The 19910-nt window shown below is 61.1% G+C and carries 17 protein-coding genes; 13 read left to right on the forward strand and 4 right to left on the reverse strand.

Features of this window, described 5'->3' with window-relative positions; all coding sequences use genetic code 11:
* The first annotated feature begins 152 nt into the window (after positions 1 to 152).
* From HGP12_RS04980 to HGP12_RS04995, 4 genes are all read left to right on the forward strand, one after another.
* Positions 153 to 935 carry an HpcH/HpaI aldolase/citrate lyase family protein gene (locus HGP12_RS04980; protein ID WP_168838327.1) on the forward strand — a complete coding sequence of 261 codons (783 nt, stop codon included), beginning with the start codon at positions 153 to 155 and terminating at the stop codon, positions 933 to 935.
* Positions 936 to 1123: 188 nt separating this feature from the next.
* Positions 1124 to 2332 carry a pyridoxal phosphate-dependent aminotransferase gene (locus HGP12_RS04985; protein WP_168838326.1) on the forward strand — a complete coding sequence of 403 codons (1209 nt, stop codon included), beginning with the start codon at positions 1124 to 1126 and terminating at the stop codon, positions 2330 to 2332.
* Positions 2333 to 2412: 80 nt separating this feature from the next.
* Entirely contained in the window at positions 2413 to 3210 is a 798-nt protein-coding gene (locus HGP12_RS04990) for an ABC transporter substrate-binding protein (protein ID WP_168838325.1), read from the forward strand.
* Between the two features lie 92 nt (positions 3211 to 3302).
* Positions 3303 to 3977, forward strand: a complete 675-nt coding sequence (locus HGP12_RS04995) for an amino acid ABC transporter permease (protein ID WP_168838324.1) — start codon at positions 3303 to 3305, stop codon at positions 3975 to 3977.
* Positions 3978 to 4048: 71 nt separating this feature from the next.
* On the opposite strand, the gene HGP12_RS05000 is transcribed toward HGP12_RS04995, so the two are convergent.
* Both HGP12_RS05000 and HGP12_RS05005 read right to left on the reverse strand, forming a co-directional pair.
* Entirely contained in the window at positions 4049 to 4564 is a 516-nt protein-coding gene (locus tag HGP12_RS05000) for a MarR family winged helix-turn-helix transcriptional regulator (RefSeq protein WP_168838323.1), read from the reverse strand.
* 98 nt (positions 4565 to 4662) lie between these two features.
* Positions 4663 to 6231 carry an NAD(P)/FAD-dependent oxidoreductase gene (locus HGP12_RS05005; protein ID WP_168838322.1) on the reverse strand — a complete coding sequence of 523 codons (1569 nt, stop codon included), beginning with the start codon at positions 6229 to 6231 and terminating at the stop codon, positions 4663 to 4665.
* Between the two features lie 394 nt (positions 6232 to 6625).
* Here HGP12_RS05005 and HGP12_RS05010 point away from each other — a divergent pair, with 394 nt between their 5' ends.
* The 3 genes from HGP12_RS05010 to HGP12_RS05020 all read left to right on the forward strand — a co-directional run bounded on the left by HGP12_RS05010 (position 6626) and on the right by HGP12_RS05020 (position 9603).
* On the forward strand, positions 6626 to 7408 hold the full coding sequence (locus HGP12_RS05010; RefSeq protein ID WP_168838321.1) for a cyclase family protein: 783 nt from the start codon (positions 6626 to 6628) through the stop codon (positions 7406 to 7408).
* A 74-nt stretch (positions 7409 to 7482) separates the two neighbouring features.
* Positions 7483 to 9072: an NAD(P)/FAD-dependent oxidoreductase gene (locus HGP12_RS05015; RefSeq protein WP_168838320.1), complete on the forward strand. Its 1590-nt coding sequence runs from the start codon at positions 7483 to 7485 to the stop codon at positions 9070 to 9072.
* Between the two features lie 24 nt (positions 9073 to 9096).
* Complete coding sequence (locus HGP12_RS05020) at positions 9097 to 9603, forward strand: MarR family winged helix-turn-helix transcriptional regulator (protein ID WP_168838319.1); 507 nt, start codon at positions 9097 to 9099, stop codon at positions 9601 to 9603.
* Positions 9604 to 9776: 173 nt separating this feature from the next.
* Here HGP12_RS05020 and HGP12_RS05025 read toward each other — a convergent pair whose 3' ends face one another.
* Both HGP12_RS05025 and HGP12_RS05030 read right to left on the reverse strand, forming a co-directional pair.
* Positions 9777 to 11336, reverse strand: coding sequence for an indolepyruvate oxidoreductase subunit beta family protein (locus tag HGP12_RS05025; protein ID WP_205926340.1), 1560 nt, complete (start codon positions 11334 to 11336; stop codon positions 9777 to 9779).
* Positions 11337 to 11345: 9 nt separating this feature from the next.
* Entirely contained in the window at positions 11346 to 13499 is a 2154-nt protein-coding gene (locus HGP12_RS05030; protein ID WP_168838318.1) for an indolepyruvate ferredoxin oxidoreductase subunit alpha, read from the reverse strand.
* Between the two features lie 376 nt (positions 13500 to 13875).
* Between HGP12_RS05030 and HGP12_RS05035 the strand changes: the two genes are divergently transcribed.
* From HGP12_RS05035 to HGP12_RS05060, 6 genes are all read left to right on the forward strand, one after another.
* A complete protein-coding gene (locus HGP12_RS05035; RefSeq protein ID WP_168838317.1) occupies positions 13876 to 15411 on the forward strand; it encodes an ABC transporter substrate-binding protein in 1536 nt (511 codons plus the stop codon).
* A gap of 226 nt (positions 15412 to 15637) precedes the next feature.
* Positions 15638 to 16645, forward strand: coding sequence for an ABC transporter permease (locus tag HGP12_RS05040; RefSeq protein ID WP_168838316.1), 1008 nt, complete (start codon positions 15638 to 15640; stop codon positions 16643 to 16645).
* Entirely contained in the window at positions 16638 to 17531 is an 894-nt protein-coding gene (locus tag HGP12_RS05045) for an ABC transporter permease (RefSeq protein ID WP_168838315.1), read from the forward strand. The genes HGP12_RS05040 and HGP12_RS05045 overlap by 8 nt, the downstream gene beginning before the upstream one ends.
* Positions 17528 to 18400, forward strand: coding sequence for an ABC transporter ATP-binding protein (locus tag HGP12_RS05050; RefSeq protein ID WP_168838314.1), 873 nt, complete (start codon positions 17528 to 17530; stop codon positions 18398 to 18400). The genes HGP12_RS05045 and HGP12_RS05050 overlap by 4 nt, the downstream gene beginning before the upstream one ends.
* Positions 18397 to 19251, forward strand: a complete 855-nt coding sequence (locus HGP12_RS05055; protein WP_168838313.1) for an ATP-binding cassette domain-containing protein — start codon at positions 18397 to 18399, stop codon at positions 19249 to 19251. Before HGP12_RS05050 ends, HGP12_RS05055 begins: the two co-directional genes overlap by 4 nt.
* An 83-nt stretch (positions 19252 to 19334) precedes the next feature.
* On the forward strand, positions 19335 to 19898 hold the full coding sequence (locus tag HGP12_RS05060; RefSeq protein WP_168838312.1) for a VOC family protein: 564 nt from the start codon (positions 19335 to 19337) through the stop codon (positions 19896 to 19898).
* Positions 19899 to 19910 lie beyond the last annotated feature (12 nt).

The following is a 19910-nucleotide window of genomic DNA, read 5'->3' on the forward strand; positions in this document are numbered from 1 at the left end:
GCGGCGCCCGAACAACTCCGCCACTGTAATGCCTCCGTGCCGGTGCGTGATCGGCACGGAAGGTGCCCTGAGTTCAGGGCTATTGCCGCTTCGCAGTTGTATCTTTTCGGTCTATCCCTCGTTGAGAGGACCGCTGAAATATGAGGATGCCGATGAGCGATTTCCGCCGGAATTGTATGGAGCAGAAGCTGCTCGTCGGTACGTTTGCGGCCATTCCGCATCCGGTCGCCATCGAAGTTACCGCAGCCTCCGGCGTCGATTTCCTCTGCATCGACTGGGAGCATTCGCAGATCGGCCGCGAGCGCATCGAGGATCTGATCCGCGCCGCCGATGTCCATCGCGTTCCCGCCATAGTCCGTGTACCTGGGCATGCGGCTGAGGATATCGCGGCCGTTCTGGATGCGGGTGCCGCGGGCGTGCTGGTACCGCGCGTTTCGACGGCGGAGCAAGCCCGCGCCGCCGTTAAGGCCACCCGCTATCCCCCGCTCGGCACACGCGGCGTCGGCCCGGGTCGCGCTGCTGCCTATGGCTACCGCATTCCGGATTACCTCACCAAGGCCAATGCGGAGCTACTGCTTGCCATCCAGGTCGAAACGGCCGAGGGGCTTACCAATGTCGCCGAGATCGCGGCCGTCGACGGTATCGATCTGATCTTCATCGGCCCCGGCGATCTCTCGGTCTCGATCGACGCCATGGGACCGGCAGGCAAAGACAGGCTCGACGCGGCGATCGGCACTATCGCAAAAACGGCTTTATCCGCCGGTCGCGCGGTCGGCATCTTCCGCCCTTCGCCTGATGATGTCGGCGCATGGTCGGAAGACGGTATCAGCTTCTTTGTACTGGCAAGCGACACGATGTTTTTAGGCGCCAGCCTGGCCGCCGGCGTCGATGCCGCAAGAGCGGCCGGTCAGCGCGAGAACAAGAAGGAAAGTTGATTTCTATCAGGGTGTTACCACTTTGAAAGGCAAAATGAAATCCAGCAAGGAGGCAGACTTTTTAAGCTTAAAATTTGTCCTTGAAATGCATTGGTTTTTGGATAACCATTCGAAATCGAGGGGTGGCGAGAGCGAGAGCTTCCGCAGCCGTTTGAACCCTCCAATACCGGATTCCCAGGGGAAACTCCTTGTCTCTTCGACCGCAGCATAATTTGCCGAACGCAATATCAGGCCGCGATGCCCTCGAAGGCATCCGCGCTCAGATCCGCGACATGCGCACCGACAACATCGCCGTGCTTGCCAAGCGCGCACGCGAACTCGGCGGCGTCATTCCGCTTTGGTTCGGCGAAGGCGATGTGGTGACACCCGGCTTCATCCGCGACGCGGCAAAGAAAGCGCTCGACGATGGTGCGACTTTCTATGTTCCAAATATGCGCGGGCTGGCGACGCTCAACGAAGCATTGTCGGACTATCAGACTCACTGGCATCAGCGCCCTATCCCCATCGAGCGTACGACGGTCGCGCCTGGCGGCATGCAGGCGCTCTATATGGCCCTCGAGCTGCTCGTCGACGTCGGCACCAATGTCGTCTACGTCGCGCCGCAATGGCCGAATATTCATAACGCCATCCACCTGATCGGCGGCGAGCCACGCGCCGTATCGCTCGATTTCGATACCGATTGGCGCCTCGATCTCGACAAGCTTTTCGCTCGCTGCGATGCCCGCACCCGCGCCATCTTCCTGTCGACCCCTTGCAACCCAACGGGCTGGACGGCGTCGCGCGAGGAGATGCAGGCGCTGCTCGATTTCAGCCGCCGCACCGGCATCTGGATCATCTCCGACGAGGTTTATGCCCGCCTCTATTTCGATCGCGAAATCGCCCCTTCGATCCTGCAGGTGGCCGAGGACGGCGATCGCGTGATCGCGATCAACAGCTTCTCCAAGGCGTGGGCGATGACCGGATGGCGCGTCGGCTGGCTGACGCACCCGTCTGCCGTTGCCGATCAGCTCGGCGCCATGACGCAATATATCAACAGCGGCACCTCGGCCATGATTCAGGCCGGTGCCGCAGCCGCCTTGCGCGAAGGCGAGCCGCTGGTCGCTGAAATCCGCGGACGCATCAAGGCCGGCCTCGATCTGGCCTATGAGAAGCTGCCGAAGATACCGGGCATGATCCTGCCGGAGAAACCGCGCGGCGGCATGTATGCCTTCTTCGCGCTGCAGGGCGAACCCGATGCGACGGCGCTGTGCGAGCGTATCCTCGAAACAGCCCGCGTCGGCCTGGCGCCGGGATACCACTTCGGCGAATCGTCCCGCGCCTTCCTGCGCATGTGCACCTTCCGCGAAACCGAACAGATGCGCATCGCGCTCGATCGCATGGTCAACGCGATGACATGAGACGGCCGCCGGTCAGGCGGACGGGAATACCGCGGGTGAGAGGAAAAGCCCGCAGCCATAACCAGAGGGAGACCAAGAAAATGCCCATTACTCGTCGCAGTCTGCTGGTCCTTGCGACCGCCGTCGGCCTAGCCGGCGGAAGCCATTTTGCCTATGCCGCCGACGTGCTGAACGTCGGCTCCTATCCGAACAATCCGCCCTTCGAATACAAGACCGCCAATGGCGGCTTCGAAGGCTTCGAGGTCGATGTCGTCAACGAGGCGGCCAAGCGCGCCGGCATGACGACTAACATCGCCGATTATGGCTTCCAGGCGCTGTTCGCGGCAACCAGCTCCAAGCGCATCGACGTCGCGATCTCGTCCATCACGATTACGCCGGAGCGCCTGAAATCGCAGTCCTTCACGCAGCCCTATTACGACTCCGACATGGGCGTGGCCGCCAAGGACAGCAGCTCGATCAAAAGCCTTACCGATCTCAAGGGCAAAACCGTCGGCGTGCTGTCGGGTTCGACGGGTGAAAAATGGGTCAATGACAACAAGGCAGCGCAGGGCTTTGCCGACGTCAAGGGCTACAACTCGCAGCAGGACATGTTCCTCGATCTCGGCGCCAGCCGCATTGATGCCGTCGTCAGCGATATTCCAGGCATGCAGTATCTCTTCGTCAAGACCAAGGGCTTCGCCATCAAGGATCGCATCAAGACCGGCGAACAATACGGCCTGATGATGACCAAGGATTCGCCGTTGCTCGGGAAGATCAACGATGCCATCACCGCGATGAAGAAGGACGGCACGCTGGAGAAGATCCACGAAAAGTGGTTCGGCGGCAAAGCGCCGACAGGCTCCTCTACCGTCACCGAATTGCCTATCCCCAAGGCGTGATCAAAAGATCATCACTGAAATGAGCTACGCCGGTCGCAGCAACCGGCGTAGATGTAAGAAATCATATCTTCGTTTTGCGCGCGGGAGTGCCAATGTCTTTCGTCGACACCTTCTTCAATTCCGACGTCATGATCTCGGCTTTCCCCCAACTGCTGCGCGGGCTTTGGATGACCATCGCGCTCGGCGTGGTCAGCATTCTGATCGGCGTGACCGGCGGCCTCGTCGTCAGCCTGATCCGCCTCTACGCTCCTAAACCGCTGCAGTTATTGATGATCGCCTATATCGACATCATGCGCGCCATGCCGATGCTGGTCGTGCTGATCCTGATCTATTACGCCCTGCCTTTCGTCGGCATCAGCTTTTCCGCCTGGTGGTCGGCGATCCTTGGATTTTCCATCGTGCTGGCTGCCTATTCGGCCGAGGTCTTTCGCTCAGGGATCGAAAGCGTGCCGCGCGGCCAGTTCGAGGCCGCCGCCGCCCTTGGTATTCCCTTCCTGATCACGCTTTACAAGGTCGTACTGCCGCAGGCGGTCCGCATCGTGATCCCGCCGACGACAAGCAACTGCGTGTCGATGTTCAAGGATACATCGCTTGCCTCGACCGTGGCCTTGCCGGAATTGCTGAAAGAAGGGCAGAACGCCCAGGGCCTTTATGCCAACCCCTCGCCCCTGATCATGGCCGCGGTGATTTACGTCATCCTGCTCTGGCCGATGGTGCGCCTCGTCAGCGTGCTCGAGAAGAAATTCAAGGGCGAGCAGGCCAGATAGAGCAATTCAAGGAAAAGTGCGTAGCGGTTTTCCGCATGGAATTGCGCGGAAACAAACAGACAGAGCGGCCATCAATCGAAGTCGGCGCCCGAAAGATGGTTGCTTACCGACGACTTCACCGCGCCGATATCCCGCCACAACTCGCTGACAACAGCGGGATCCACATCCGCCATCATGTCGCGCAGCCAGCCTTCATGCGCTGCGGCCATGGCGCTGAACGATGTTTCTCCCTTCGCCGTCAGCTTCGCGACCGTCACGCGCCGGTCGCCATCGGGCGTGACGCGCAGCACGAGGCCATCCGCTTCCAGCCGTTCGACAAGCCCGGTGACATTGCCGTTGGTAACCATGGTTCGCTTCGACAGCTCCCCAAGCCGCAGACCCTCGCGTTCGCGATAGAGCTGCGCCATCAGATCGAATTGCGGCAGGGTCGCACCGAACTCGTTGCGCAGTCGGCGACGAATTTCCTGCGAGATCAGCTTCGTGGTCGACAGCATGCGCAACCAGAGTCGCAACTCCAGCTTTTTGCCTTCCTGCGCCCCCTGAACGATAATCTCCAGGTCAACGGTTGCACTTTCCGGTTCTGCCATCGCGTCAGCTCAATTCAATGCTCTACATTCATTCATGTGGACGATCTAGGGAGCAACATTTGAAATGTCAAAGGTTTACGCGTCAAGCCAAATGGTGCTCACCTGGCCAGCATTTTCCCCAACATGAAACCGGAACCGGCCCCCGTTCCCGCACCCGGCCATGTCGAAGCTCCGCACATGAACAGCGAAGCCACCGGTGTCCTATAGCGCGAATAGCCGGCAACGGGGCGGAATAGGAAATTCTGGTCGAGATGATGGCTGCCGGAAAGGTTGTCGCCGCCGACAAGATTCGGGTTCTCGCGTTCGAGATCGATGGGTGAAAACACCGATTGGCCCAATATTTTGCTACGCAAGCCGGGCGCATGGCATTCGACGATATCGAGAACGCGCTCGGCATAGGTACTTTTGATCTCATCCCAGCTTGCGCCGATGATTTCGCCCGCCGCATCGCCGTGAAATTCCGCCGGCAGGACACGCACCTGGATCCAGAGCACATGCTGCCCCGCAGGCGCGCGCGTCGGGTCGATCGCCGTTGGCTGCCCGATCACCAAAGCGGGCTCGGCCGGCAGAAGCCCGCCCATCGCCTCGGCATAGACACGCGACATCATTTCGAGATCCGGCGCGATATGCACATAGGCAAAATTCTGGAGCGCCTTGCCTGCGGTCCAGTCCGGCAGACCCGACAAGGCCAGATGGATCATCATCGTGCCGGGTCCGGCCCGAAAGCGCGAAACCTTGCCGTCGAACTCGCGACGCGACGCATCCTGGTCGAGAAGCTTGCCGAACAGGATCTGCGGGTGGACATTGGCGATGACGGCCCGCTTCGCGTCAAAGTGGCGTCCATCGGCGAGAACGACGCCCGTTGCCTTGCCGCCTGACGTGACGATCTTGTCGACACGCGTACCCAGCATCAGTTCCCCACCCTTGCTTTTCAGCACGGCGGCCATCGCCTTGATGATGGTATCGGCGCCACCCTTGCCGATCACCATGCCGAAGGCCTGATTGGCCATGGATTCGAGATAGGGAAACAGCGCACCGCCAGCAACATCCGGCGCAAAGTCGAGATGCAATCCCCAAGCGGCCATCATCGTCTTGAGCTTCGCATTCTGGAAGCGGGCGTCGAGAAAATCGCGTGGCGAAGCAAACAGCATGCGCGCCGTATCGTAGATCCAGCCCATTCCCTTTTGACGCCAGGCTTTCCAGATGACCTTGGCGGCAGTCATGGAGGGCATCGGCGAGCCGAGCAGGCCGAAGATGTGCGGGGCATCCGTCCCGAATTGCGAGAGCATGTTGCGCCAGGCGGCGGCATCCTGGGGCGATATGTCGGCGATGGCGCCTGCGGTCTTCTCGAGATCGGTGCTGACGCCGAGATAGGTGCCGTCGCGAAAAACGCTGGCGAAGCAATCCGCGGCGGGCACGAAGCTCAGGCCTTCAGCCGACAGCTCGTTCTTATATTGAGCAAAGAAGGCCGAGCCGGCGAACATGGAGAGGTTCATGGCACAGAGATCGTGCCGGAAACCCGGCAGCGTCACTTCGCGCGTCTTCACCGCACCGCCAGGCTCCGCATTGCCCTCGATGACGACGACCTTCCAGCCTTTGGAAGCCAAATGCACCGCCGCCGCCAGGCCATTATGGCCGGCCCCCACTATGATCGAATCATAGCTCATCGCTTGCCCCTCTTCGAATTGTGATTATTATTATCACATGCATACATCCTGAGTTTTAAGCTTCAAGTATATGCCGACGCGAATTGCTTGACATCATTGCAATCTAAAATGGCACACTTGAAAATACCCCAGAGATTAGCGTTTTATTTCAGTGATTTACCAATCCGGTCCGCACGCGAATTGAGGCCAAATTTTGCCCTCTGGAAGCAGGTCGGAATGCTTGCAATATCATATATTGTGACATAGGCTCCCTCCATTCCGCCGCCGCGCGGACCGGTGCCGGGAGGAAACGCACCCGCGCTTGGCGACACTGACTTCAAGCCTGATCCGAATAAAAGACCCACAAAAACGGCTCCTCGCATGGGATCATGCGACAACAAGGGGAACTCAAAATATGACCGCTACCGCACTCGCCAGCCTCGCTTCGGCCCTGCTTTCGGGCTCCGTCAAGGTCGTTGATCTCACCGCGCCGCTCGGCCCGGACACCCCGGTGCTCTACCTGCCGCCACAGTTCGGCAAGAACACCCCCAAGGTCAAGGTCCATACGATCTCGGAATACAATCAGGACGGCCCCTTCTGGGCCTGGAACTGGCTGGAACTCGGCGAGCACACCGGCACGCATTTCGACGCGCCCTGTCACTGGATCACCGGCAAAGACCATCCGAACAACACGACGGACACCATCCCGCCGCAGAATTTCGTAGCTCCGGTCAATGTCATCGACCGCTCCAAGGAAGCCACGGCCGATCCCGATTACCTGCTAACGGTCGACAGCATCAAGGAATGGGAAGCTGAGAACGGCGCGATCGAGCCCGGCAGCTGGGTGCTGCTGCGCACCGACTGGTACAAGCGCAACGGCTCGACCGAGACCTTCCTGAACGCCGATGAAAACGGCCCGCATTCTCCAGGCCCGACCGCCGAGGCGATCGAATATCTATTGACCAAGGGCATCATCGGCTGGGGTTCGGAAACGATCGGCACCGATGCCGGTTCCGCCGGCGGCATGAACCCGCCCTTCCCGGCGCACAACCTTATGCACAAGGCCAACCGCTACGGCCTTGCCAGCCTTTCCAATCTCGATCAGCTTCCGGCCAAGGGCGCCGTGCTGATCGCCGCTCCGCTGAAATTCGTCAAGGGCACCGGCTCGCCGGTTCGTGCACTGGCATTGATTGCATGATAGGCTGGAGAGGCCGGGACCCGAGGGGCGGGCTCCGGCCTTTCCGTTCATCTTGCCTATGAGGGGCAACGGCAATGGGCGATCGTGATTACATCATCGTCGGCAGCGGCATCAATGCGCTCGTCGCAGCCGCGATGCTCGGCAAAAAGGGCCACAAGGTGCTCGTCCTCGAGCGCAACGACCGCATCGGCGGTTGCCTGCGCACCGAGGAGATCACCGAGCACGGCTTCATCCACGACGTCATGGCAACGACCATGGTGCTGTTCCTCACCTCGCCGGCCTATGGCGCTATCGGCGGGGACCTTGAGGCGCGGGGTCTGGAATTTGCCCATGCCGACTTTCCCACAGGCGTTCTGCGACCTAACGGTTCGCATGTGATCTTTTCCAAGGACAGGCAGCGAAATATCGCCACCTTCGACGAGTTGTCGCTCGGCGACGGGCAGACTTTCTCCCGCGAGATGGCGGCCCTTGCCGCCGACGCGCCGTTCCTGTTTTCCTTGCTCGGCGGCGCATTATGGTCGGGATCGACCCTGAAAGCCGTTGCCGGGCAAGGCTGGAACCGTGGCCTGCGCAAGCTCGCCGCCTGGTTCGGCGAGGCCTTGACGCCGGCGCGCGGCTACCTCGAAACTGCCTATCGCTCGGATGATATCCATGCGCTCTGGGCACCCTGGGTGCTTCATTGCGGCCTCGGGCCGGAAAGCGCCTATTCGGCCGAGATGCTGAAGGTCATCGGCTTTGCGCTGGAACTGGGCGGCGCGCCGATCGTCAAGGGCGGCGCGGGGAAACTGCTGGCCGCCTTCGAACGGCTGATTGCCGACAATGGCGGCGAAATCCGCGTGGGCGCCGATGTCGAGGCTATCATTCCAGGCCCCAATCGCCGCGCCGACGGCGTGCGACTTGCAAGCGGCGAAATTTTGAGAGCCAAATCCGGCGTAATTTGCTCGGTCACGCCCAATCAACTCTACGAGCGGCTGATGGGGGATTGGCCGGATCCGCTGCCGGCCGAAGTCAAATCCGGCGTTGCCAGCTATCGGTACGGCAAGGGCGACATGCAGATCCATTACGCGCTCTCCGAACCGCCGCGCTGGAAGGCCGATGCAGAGCTCGGCAAGGTGGCGCTGCTGCATCTGACCTCCGGCCTCGACGGCGTCTCGCGCGCCGCCAACGAATGCGAGCGTGGGCTCTTGCCTGCGGAGCCCACCGTCTGCGTCGGGCAACCGGTCGCGCTCGATCCCAGCCGCGCGCCGGAAGGTAAGTCGATCCTCTGGCTGCAGCTTCCCGAAGCGCCGCGCCATATCAAGGGCGATGCCGCCGGCGAGATCGCAACGCCGGAGGACGGCCGCTGGACGGAAGAGGTGCGCGAGCGCTATGCCGACCGCATCGAGGCGCTGCTTGCCAGCCACATCGAGAACTTCTCGGGCATAAAGCTCGCACGCCGCGCCTACTCTCCGGGTGATCTGGAAGCGATGAACATGAACCTCGTCGGCGGTGACCCTTATGGCGGCTATTGCGGCCTCGACCAGCTTTTCATCTGGCGTCCCTTCAAGTCATCTGTTAACCACCGCACCCACATAACGGGCCTCTACCACATCGGCGCTTCGGCGCATCCCGGTGCGGGCCTTGGTGGGGGCTCCGGCTTCCTGCTCGCATCATCGCTGAAGTAACACGTTTCCTAGGGAGGATCGTCGATGGAGGAACGGTTTTCAGGCACCGTTTTGAGGCGCAAGCGAGATGAGAACGCGAAGCGTCCGACCATGGGCGAAATCGGCCTCAATCACTTCGCACCCTATCTGATGAACCGGCTGATGGCGCGCTGGAACGCCAACCTGTCCGAAGAGCTGCGCGAATACGACATGACGACCGCAAAGATGCGTGCGCTCGCCGTTCTCAGCGTATCCTCCAGCGTGACGATCAACGAGCTCTCCGTCTTCGCCGTGACCGAGCAATCGACGATGAGCCGCACCTTGGACTCCCTCGAACAGCAGGGCTATATCCGCCGCCAGCCGCGCGCCGAAGACATGCGCATCCGCGACGTATCGATCACCGAGGAAGGCCGCGCGGCCTTCGAGAAGGTGTGGCCGACCATGTACGACCTGTTCTTGCAGATGTTCGACGGCGTCGAAGAGGCCGAATACCGCACCTTCATCTCGACACTGCACAAGGTGCTGCACAACATCCGCAAGCATGAGATTTGAAGAGGTTGGGGCGCCTATGGCCGCCCGTCCTTCGAGGCATCTTTCCGCTGCGCGTCAAGACGCACCTCAGGATGAGGCGGAGAGATTTTCGCAATCGGCATGAAGGATTAGCCCTCACGATGAGGTGGTGCGCAAGCGCCCTCGAACCGCGAGGGCGGGTGGCCGACCCTGCCTCACAGCGTCTCCACAGTCTTCAACGCACCATCGAGCGCCGCGCCCTTCTCATCCAGAAGGGCCGCCTGTCGCAGCCGCCGCATCCAGGCGGCGCCATCGTCGCGATCGCGCAGCAGCGGCAGGGCCGACATGACGCGATCGAACTTGGAAAGCCCCCGCGCATGCGTATCGGAATAGCCTTTAACGAGGCGGCGGTTACCGAGCACCTCAACCGCGAGATCGTAATTCACGGCCAGCAGATTGGATGCTGCCGCAAGCCAGGCCTCGCGATGCTCCACCTCGCGTAAATGCCGCAAAGTGCCACGTCGGATACGCCGTAGCGCCGAGACCATGTAGAGACCGAAGAACCAGAAGAGCGTGCCGGTCTGAACACGACGGCCCTTGTTGACGAAGCGGTCGAGCCGCGAAAACAGGCGGGGTCTATTCTCGATCCACAAGCCCATGGCCTTCGGCATCGTACCGCAGACCTCATCCATGCGCGGATGCATGTATTCGGTCATGTAGACGACCTGGTCGTCCTTGGCGCCGACCTCCTTGCGAACGCGCTCGAAGCGCGAGCCGCGCACCTTCAGATCGGCAACACGAATGACATCGTCGTAAGCCATGGCAACGGCGACATATTTGGCAGCCTGGACGGTGAAGGCGAAGTCCTTATCCCCGCCGCCGGCCTTGCGGTCGAGCGTATGAAGGGTGGCGACGCGGCTCAGATATTCATCGGCATAGACCGGATCCTGATAGTCGGTCAGTTTCTTGACGCCGGCAAACAGCAGCGGCCAGGCGGCTTCCAGAAATTCTGACCGGATACGATTGACCAGCCGATCGAGCGCCGGATGGCCAGCCGTCTCCGGCAGGGCATCGAAATGCTTCGGCGGCGTTGCGGAAACCGCATCGCGCGGCTTCTCCTTGACGCGGTCGAAAGCGGCATTGAACGCTTTCAGGCTGGGCTCGATACCCTTGCCGCCGGCGCGGATCATCGCCTCGAAAGCCTGCTTACCGAAAGGCAGCGCACCGGAGCCGGCCAGTGCGCCGAACATGGAAGCGGATATCACGCTACCGTTCCGGACGGCCATCGTTTCCATGTCGAAAGCGATGGTGCGTTTGGCGGCGAAATCCGTGGCGTCGACCACCACCTCGGCATTGCCGATACCATCGCCCGGCTTCTCTTTTTCCGCGACCGCAAAGGAGCGATGCGTCGAGGCGATCAGCAGCGTTTTGTCCGGTGTGACCAGACCGCGCAGCACCGAGCGGCCGGCCTCCATCAGCTCGGCCGCCATGACGACATCGACATCACCCGGCGTCGGCATCAGCGAAAAAATCGGCTCGTGACCGTCGCGGGCCGGCAGCATCTCGATATAGTAGATCGTCGCGCCCGTTCGCTGCGCCACGCCGGGCACAGACGTCGTCTGCGCCATCCATCCCTCAGCCTCGGCAAGACCGACGATCCAGTCGGCCAGCACGCCGCCGCCCTGCCCACCCATGGCGAGGATGGCAAGCGACAGCGGCTTGTCCGTCGAAAGCCTGGTAGCGCCAAGATCGCTCATGCTCATATGCTCGTTCATATCGCCCTCTCAATCCGAAAAGACGATACGGCCGGCGCGGCGGCGCGCCTGCAGCCAGCCGATGATGCCGGAACGCATGCGGGCGACGAAGCGATCCCAGCCCGTCGGGTTGTGAATGATGTCGGCACGATAGAAGGAGGGACAGAGCACCGCCGCTTCCGCAACCTCGCCGCAATTACCGCAGCCGACGCAATTATTGTCGATCGCTGCCACAGGATCGTCCTTCAGCGGATCGTCGGTATGCTTGACCGAAAGCGAGGGACAGCCGGAAAGGCGGATGCAGGCGTGATCGCCGGTGCAGACGTCTTCGTCGACGCCAAAGCGCTCCTTGACCATGCGCTTGCCGTCCTTGACCGCCTTGGCGAATTGCGGCTTCACGCGGCGCTGCTTATTGAGCATGCATTCCGAGGAAGCGACGATGATCTTCGGCCCCGGCTCCTTCGAGGTCAGAGCCTCGCGCAACGTGTCGCGCATCTTGCCGACATCATAGGTCCTGTCGATCTGACGCACCCATGTCGCGCCGATGCCCTTCACCGCATTGACGATGGAATTATTGGTCTTGCGGCGCGGATTCAGCGCGCGCGACGACGGTATGTCCTGGCCGCCGGTCGCCGCCGAATAATAATTGTCGACGACGAGGATGACGCCGTCCTGCTTGTTGAAGACGGCATTGCCGACCGAGGTCGCAAGGCCGTTGTGCCAGAAGCCGCCGTCGCCCATGACCGAAATTACGCGCTTGTCGGCCTCGACGTTGAAGGCCGAGGCAGCCGCCGGCCCGAGCCCATAGCCCATGGTCGTGCTGCCCAGATTGAAGGGCGGCAGGATCGAGAAGAGGTGACAGCCGATATCGCCTGATATGTGGTGCTGGCCGAGTTCGCCCTCCACCATCTTCATGGCGGCGAAGATCGGCCGCTCGGGACAGCCGATGCAGAAACCGGGCGGCCGCGGCGGTACGACTTCGGCGAGCGCCTTGATCTTCGGATCGTTGAGGATCGGCGTCGGATCCGGCAGCGGCGGCTGATTGCCGAGCAGCACGCGCTGATGGATTTCCAGGAAGTTCTTGATGCCCTTCATCAGCACCGGCGCGGTATATTCGCCGCCCATCGGCAGCACGTCCTTGCCCGCCACCTTGGTCTGGATATCGCGGCGACGCAGAATGGTGTTGAGGGATTGCTCGATATATTCGGGCGCGCCCTCTTCCACCATCAGCACCGCTTTCTTGCTGGCGCAGAACTCGGCGATCTGATCGTCGACCAGCGGATAGGCGACATTCAGGACATAGAGCGGCACCGCGGAATTGCCGTAGACATCGGCGAGCCCTAGCTGCTGCAGAGCGCGCATGACGCCGTTGTAAGCGCCGCCGAGCAGGATGATGCCGACCTCACCTTCGGAGGGGCCGAAATATTCGTTGAGCTGGCGTTTCCTAATGAAATCGACCGCAGCCGGCCAGCGCTTCTCCAGCTTCTCCTTCTCATGCATGAAGGAAGCCGGCGGCAGCACGATGCGGTTGACGTCGCGAACCGGATTTTCAAGCGCCTGCTTCAGCGTATAGGCGGGACGCTTGTTGTCCTTGGCGACGAACTGGCCATGCACATGACAGCTGCGGATGCCGACCTGCAGCATGACGGGCGTATTCGATACTTCCGACAGTTCGAACCCTTCCTCGACCGCCTGTACGATCGACGGCAGGTTCGGGCGCGGATTGAGCAGCCACATCTGCGATTTCATCGCATAGGCGTGGCTGCGCTCCTGCATGATCGAGGAGCCCTCGCCATAATCCTCGCCGATGATGATGAGCGCGCCGCCGGTGACGCCACCGGAAGACAGGTTGGAAAGCGCATCGGAGGCGACGTTCGTGCCGGCAGTCGATTTCCAGGTAACGGCGCCGCGCACCGGATACATCACGGAGGCGGAGAGCATGGCAGCGGCCGCCGCTTCCGAGGCGGATGTCTCGAAGTGGACGCCCAGGTCCTGCATCACGTCCTTGGCGTCGGCCAGCACGTCCATGAGATGCGAGATCGGCGATCCCTGATAGCCGCCGACATAGGAAACACCGGATTGCAGAAGCGCCTTGGTGATCGCGAGAATACCCTCGCCGCGGAAGATGTCGCCTTCCCCGAGCTTCAGATCCTCGACCTCGCGCGCAAATGATCGCTCGGCCATCGTGTTACCCCTTTGCCCTATGGGCTTCTTTAAATCATTTGCAAAATCATATTTTGAACTTCCTTGAACTGTCAACGAACAATTATCGGATGTCGCTACTGCAATTTGCGATATCGGCTGCGTAACAATAGCGCGCGGCGATGCAGAGCCGTTGGTCAAAGCATCGGTCCAGCATCCAAATATATGCATATGCATAAAATTTATACGGACATACGAAGCCGGCCAAGGAATGAAGGCCGGGATTCTGCGGAAGCACCAGAGAAAGCACTTGCCGCTCCGAAATACATATTTTAAGATTAAAACATTCCGACAATAAATCGCCAGCGGCAGTCGGGCGTCATGCTTTTCTGTCGCTTAACAGGGGAACGGAGTGACCATGACAACGCTTACTCGGCGCGAGGCCCTGAGCCTCGGCGCAGCCGCATTCTTGACTGGGATTTTTGCAGGCAGGACACAGGTGGAAGCCGCCGAAGCCGGCACGCTGACCATCGCCTTCAACGTCAACCTGCCATCCTTCGATCCGACGACCGGCCCGTCCGCCGTCAACCCGACGATCCAGGCGATCTATCGCTCGATCTTCGATCAGTATATCGGCCAGGGACCTGACCTCAAGTTCCAGCCGGGCCTTTTGACCGCCTGGGGCTGGAACGACGACAAGACCAAGGTCTGGATGGACGTCCGCGAGGGCGTGACCTGGCATGACGGCTCCAAGTTCACGCCGGACGATGTCGTCTGGTCGCTCGAGCGCGCCGCCAAGCAGGACACCGGCAACCCGATCCAGTTCATCTGGTCGACGGCCAACAATTACAAGGTGGAAGGCAACCGCATCACCGGCGACGTCGTCCGCTTCGAACCGACCTTCTTCAAATGGATGGCCTTCCTCACCGGCTATGTCCTGCCGAAGGACTATTATACCAAGGTGGGTGCCGAAGGTTTCGAAAAGAAGCCGATCGGCACCGGCCCCTATATGGTCGATGCCTATGAGGGCAATTCCTATCTGCGCCTGAAGGCGAACCCAAACTATTTCGGCGGCAAGCCGGCTTTCGATACCGTCATCTTCAAGTTCGTGCCGGATACGACGAGCCGCGTCGCCGAAATCGAATCCGGCTCCTCCGACGTGACGCTGGAAATCCCCTATGAGGATTTCGACCGGCTGAAGAAGAAGTCAGGGCTATCAGGCGTCACCACCCCGATCTCCGACATCGGCATGATCTTCATCAGCAATGTCGATCCGATGCTCGACAAGAATGTCCGCCTTGCCGCCAATATGGCAATCGACAAGGAAGCGATCATCAAGCGTCTGCTGCGCGGATACGGCAAGCCGCTGTCGACACTGGAGGCGCCGGAATACGAGGCCTACGACGCCTCGATCAAGATCCCCTACGATCCGGAACAGGCCAAGAAGCTTCTGGCCGCCAGCGGTTATTCACCGGAAAAGCCGGTGAAGTTCGGCATCAAGACCACCCGCGGCTTCAAGCCGAAGGATTACGAGATGATCCAGGCGATCGTCGGCATGTGGCGCAAGGTCGGCATCCAGGCTGAAATCGAAGTCTACGAAATCGCCAAGCACTACGAACTGCGCGCCGCCCACCAGCTCGGCCCGACCGCCTTCTATAACTGGGGCAATGCCATCGGCGACCCGACGACCTCGACCGGTTTCGCCATGTTCGGCCCGTCGCCGCACTCGGCCTGGAAAACCAAGGATGTCGACGACATGCTGGGGCCGCTCTGGGTGGAAAAGGACGAGGCAAAGCGCATTGCCGGCTGGAAGGCGGCGATCAAATACATCGCCGAGCAGGGCTATGTGATCCCGCTGCTGCAATATGCCCAGCCGATCGTCTACAAATCGAGCCTGAAGGTCACACCGAACGTCTCCGGCGCCCTGCAGCCGACGTTGGTTTCGAAGGCTTGATGGCTCGGGCTTGAGTATGTGGCTGCCCCTCACCCTAGCCTCTCCCCGTTTTGACGGGGAGAGGGGACGACCTCTGTACCCTCGTCTGGAAAGGCGCTCGGAAGGAAGGCTGTGGGTGTCTATCCCCTTCTCCCCGTCAAAACGGGGAGAAGGTGGCCGATAGGCCGGATGAGGGGCCGGCACGTTCCATGTTATAGTCAGCACATGCGATCGGAACTCATAACGCATGATAGCAGTCTCCATTCTCAACCGGCTGATCATGGCCGCGATTACCCTCTTCGGCGTGGCGGTGATCGTCTTCGTCCTGCTGCGCGTCGTGCCGGGCGATCCCATCGCCATGATGATCTCACCGGGCGCAAGCCCTGCCGACATCGCCGCGCTCCGCGCCCATTACGGGCTCGATGCAAGCCTCACGACCCAATTCTGGCTCTGGCTGAAATCGGTTCTGACCGGTGACTTTGGGACATCGATCTCCTTGAAGCGTGATGTATTATCTCTCTTGGGAGAACGCCTCCCGGCGACGCTGGAACTCGCCTTCGCAGCCCTCGCACTCGCGGTTCTTCTCGGCGGCACGGTCGCCATCGTCGGTACGCTTGCCCGCCGCACGATTTTCGAGCCTGTAATCGATAGCCTGAACGGCCTTTTCCTCGCCGTGCCGGATTTCGTCTGGGCGCTGGCGCTTGTTCTTGTCCTCGGCGTTCTTTTTCCGCTTTTCCCGCTCTCCGGCCGCATCGATCCAAGCATCGACGCGCAATTCGCGACGCCCTTCTATCTCCTTGAAAGCCTGGTGACGCTTCGCTTCGGCATTTTCGCCGACATCAGTGCGCATATGGTCATGCCGGTCCTGGCCCTTGGCCTGCCGCTGGCGGCCATCATTGCCCGCGTGCTGAAGGCCGCACTCTCCGAGGCCATGGTGCAGGATTATATCCTGCTCGCCAAGCTCAAGGGCATGTCCGAGCTGCGGCTCGTGCTGCAGGAGGCGCTGCGCAATGCCGTCGGTCCGACGATTGCGCTGACCGGCGTGCAATTCACCTTCCTGATCGGCGGCACCGTCATTGTCGAGCGCATCTTCGCCTATCCCGGTATCGGCAACATGGCGATCGATGCGGTCATCAATCGCGACCTGCCGCTGATCCAGGGGCTGGTGCTGGTCTTCGGCGCCCTCTTCATTCTCGTCAATCTGGCGGTCGATCTTCTGGTCGCAGCCTTCAATCCGAGGCTCGCCCATGGCTGACGTCACCTTGCCCGCCATGCCACGACCACCATCCAGGATGGCGAAGCGCGTCCGGGCGTTGCTCTCCGAGCCGAAGGTGATCTTCGGCGGCGGTTTCATTCTCATTCTCATTATCCTCGCAATCTTTGCCCCTTATATCGCGCCGAAAGACCCGCTGGAGCAGGACCTCATGTCCGGCACCTTGCCGCCGGCGTGGATCGACGGCTCCGATCCCGGCTTCCTGCTTGGCACGGACGATCTTGGCCGCGATGTGCTGTCCCGCGCCATCTTCGGCACGCGCATCGCTCTGACAGTCGCCTTCGTCGCGGCCGGGCTCGCGGCCTTCATCGGCACGCTGCTCGGCCTTCTCGCCGGCTGGTACGGCGGCTGGATCGACAAGGTGATCTCCCGCCTCGTCGATATCTGGATGGCCTTCCCGCCGGTGCTGCTGTCGATCCTGCTCGTGGCCGTGTTCGGCTCCGGCGTCCATTCGGTGATCGCCGCCATCGTCATCATCGACTGGACGCGCTTCTGTCGTGTCGTGCGCTCGGAAACCCAGGCACAGGCGCGGATGGATTATGTGACCGCAGCCCATACGATCGGCTTTTCGCGGGAGAGAATCCTCTTCAGCGAAATCCTGCCCAATGTGACGCCGGTGCTGATCGCCCTCGTCAGCCTGGAAATGGGCATCGCCGTCATTGTCGAAGCCATCCTGTCCTTCGTCGGCCTATCCGTTGCATCCGATACGCCAACCTGGGGCGGCATGATCGCCGAGGGACGGCAGATGATCTATCAGGGATGGTGGGTGCTGGTCGTGCCGCTGATCGCGCTCTTTGCGACGGTGCTTGCTTTCAATCAGCTTGGCGACGGCCTGCGCCGCGCCCTCGATCCGGTGATGCGCCGATGACATCTCCACTTCTCTCGATTATCGGCCTCAACGCCGCATCCGACCGCGACGGCGGCGCGCCCATCCTGCGCGATGTCTCCGTCACACTGGAGCGCGGCGAGGTACGCGGCCTCGTCGGCGAAAGCGGTGCCGGCAAGTCGACCATCGCCAAGGCCCTGCTCGGCATCCTGCCGCGCGGCGTCCGCATCACCGGCGGCTCGATCCTCTTCGAGAACCGCAACCTATTGGCTCTCTCCAGTAAAGAGCTGCGCGACATCATGGGTAGCGACATCTCGCTGATCCCGCAGGACCCACAAACGGCGCTCAATCCCGGCAGGCGCATTGAGGCGCAACTGACCGACGGCCTGCGATTGAAGCGAGGCCTGTCGTCAAGCGGTGCCCGGCAGCGCGCGCTGAAACTGCTGGAGGAAGTACATATCCGCGATCCCGAACGCGTGCTGCGCGCCTATCCCCATGAATTGTCCGGCGGCATGCGCCAGCGCATCCTGATCGCCGCCGCCTTCGCACTGGAGCCGAAACTGGTCGTCGCCGACGAGCCGACCACGGCGCTCGACGTCACCGTGCAGAAGCAGATTCTGCGGCTAATCCGCGGCCTGCAGGAAGCGCACGGCACCGCCGTCATCTTCGTCACACACGATCTCGGCGTCGTCGCCCAGATCTGCGACAGCGTGACCCTGCTCTATGCCGGCAAGGTGATCGAAGAGGGGCGCACGGGCGACGTGCTTGCGCATCCCCAACATATCTACACCAAATCTTTGATATCGGCCGGGCCGCGCTACGACCGGCCGGATGCCGGGCTGACACCGGTGCCGCAGGCCGTCTTCGAGCAATTGCGCCGCGAAATCGGCATTCCGGAGGGCGGCCGATGAGTGGTTCCGATAATCTCCTGTCCGCCAGGGGCATCGAGATCACCTATGGTGCCAAGCCGCATCTCTTTGGACCTCCGGGCCACGGCATCAAAGTGCTGCGCGGCGTCGACATCGATATCCGTCGAGGCGAGACCGTGGGAATCGTCGGCGAAAGCGGTTCTGGCAAGACGACGCTCGGCCGTGCGCTGCTGCGGCTGGTCGACGTCACCGCGGGCAGCATCCATTTCGACGGCAGGGACATCACCCGTCTGCCTGATACCGACATGCGGCCACTGCGCCGCCGCATGCAGATGATCTTCCAGGATCCGATGGCCTCGCTCAATCCGCGCCACACGATCCGCCGCATCCTGGTCGAGCCGTTGCTGTTGCATCGGCTGGCTTCAGACCGGAAAGAGGCCGAACGCCACGTCGCTGAAATCCTCGAGCGGGTGATGCTGCCGCAGGCCTGCCTCGATCGCAATCCGCATGAGCTTTCCGGGGGCCAGCGCCAGCGCATCGGCATCGCTCGCGCCGCGCTGCTCAGGCCGGACTTCGTGCTCGCCGACGAGATCGTCTCGGGCCTCGACGTATCGACCCAGGCACAGGTGCTCAATCTGCTGAAGGAGCTTTCGCGCGACCTCGGCCTGTCCATGGCCTTCATCAGCCATGACCTCTCGGTCATCCGCGCCATCTGCGACCGCGTCTACGTGATGCGCCGCGGCCGAGTGGAAGAGGAAGGTAACTGTGAGCGCGTCTTCACCGCACCTGCCTCCGCCTATACGCGCATGCTGCTCGACGCCATTCCTCTGCCGGAGATCGACCCGCGCTGGCTCGGACGCGAGAGCCTGATTGAAGAAGTATCCGATGCCTGAATAGCCGCCCGAAGGGGGCGTAAAGCTGTCACTTAAACCGCAGTAAGAACGCAACAGCATCGGCATACAGAAAGGGAGCCACTATGAAATACCCTGTGTCAACAGCGACAAAAGCCGGCGGGCTTCCAGGTCTTCGTGGTCACGACCATACGGGGCTTACCGTGCCGGACATGAAGCAGGCGGTCGATTTCTTCGAGAACGTTCTCGGCTGCGAGGTCATCATGTCGTTCGGACCGTTTGCCGACGATAAGGGTACCTTCATGACCGATCTGCTCGGCGTCGATCCCAGGGCTGAAATAAAGCAGATAACGCAAGTTCGGTGCGGTTTCGGATCGAACATAGAACTGTTCGAATACTCAGCTCCGGATCAGCGGGACCTCAAGCAGAAGAACAGCGACATCGGTGCGTTTCATATCTCGCTTTACGTTGACGATATTGATGCGGCAAAGGCTCATCTGGACAGCAAGAACATTGAAACGCGGTTGGGGCCGTTGCCAATCACAGAAGGCCCGGCAGCTGGCCAGTCGATCCTTTACTTCCAGGCACCGTGGGGTCTGCAATTGGAGGCAATCAGCTATCCCAAGGGCATGGCCTACGAAAAAGATGCCGAAACCGTGCTGTGGAATCCGAAAGATCCCGGTAAGTGATCTCGAGCGGGA

Source organism: Rhizobium sp. P28RR-XV, from assembly GCF_012641385.1.
In the GTDB taxonomy this organism is placed as follows: Bacteria; Pseudomonadota; Alphaproteobacteria; order Rhizobiales; family Rhizobiaceae; genus Rhizobium.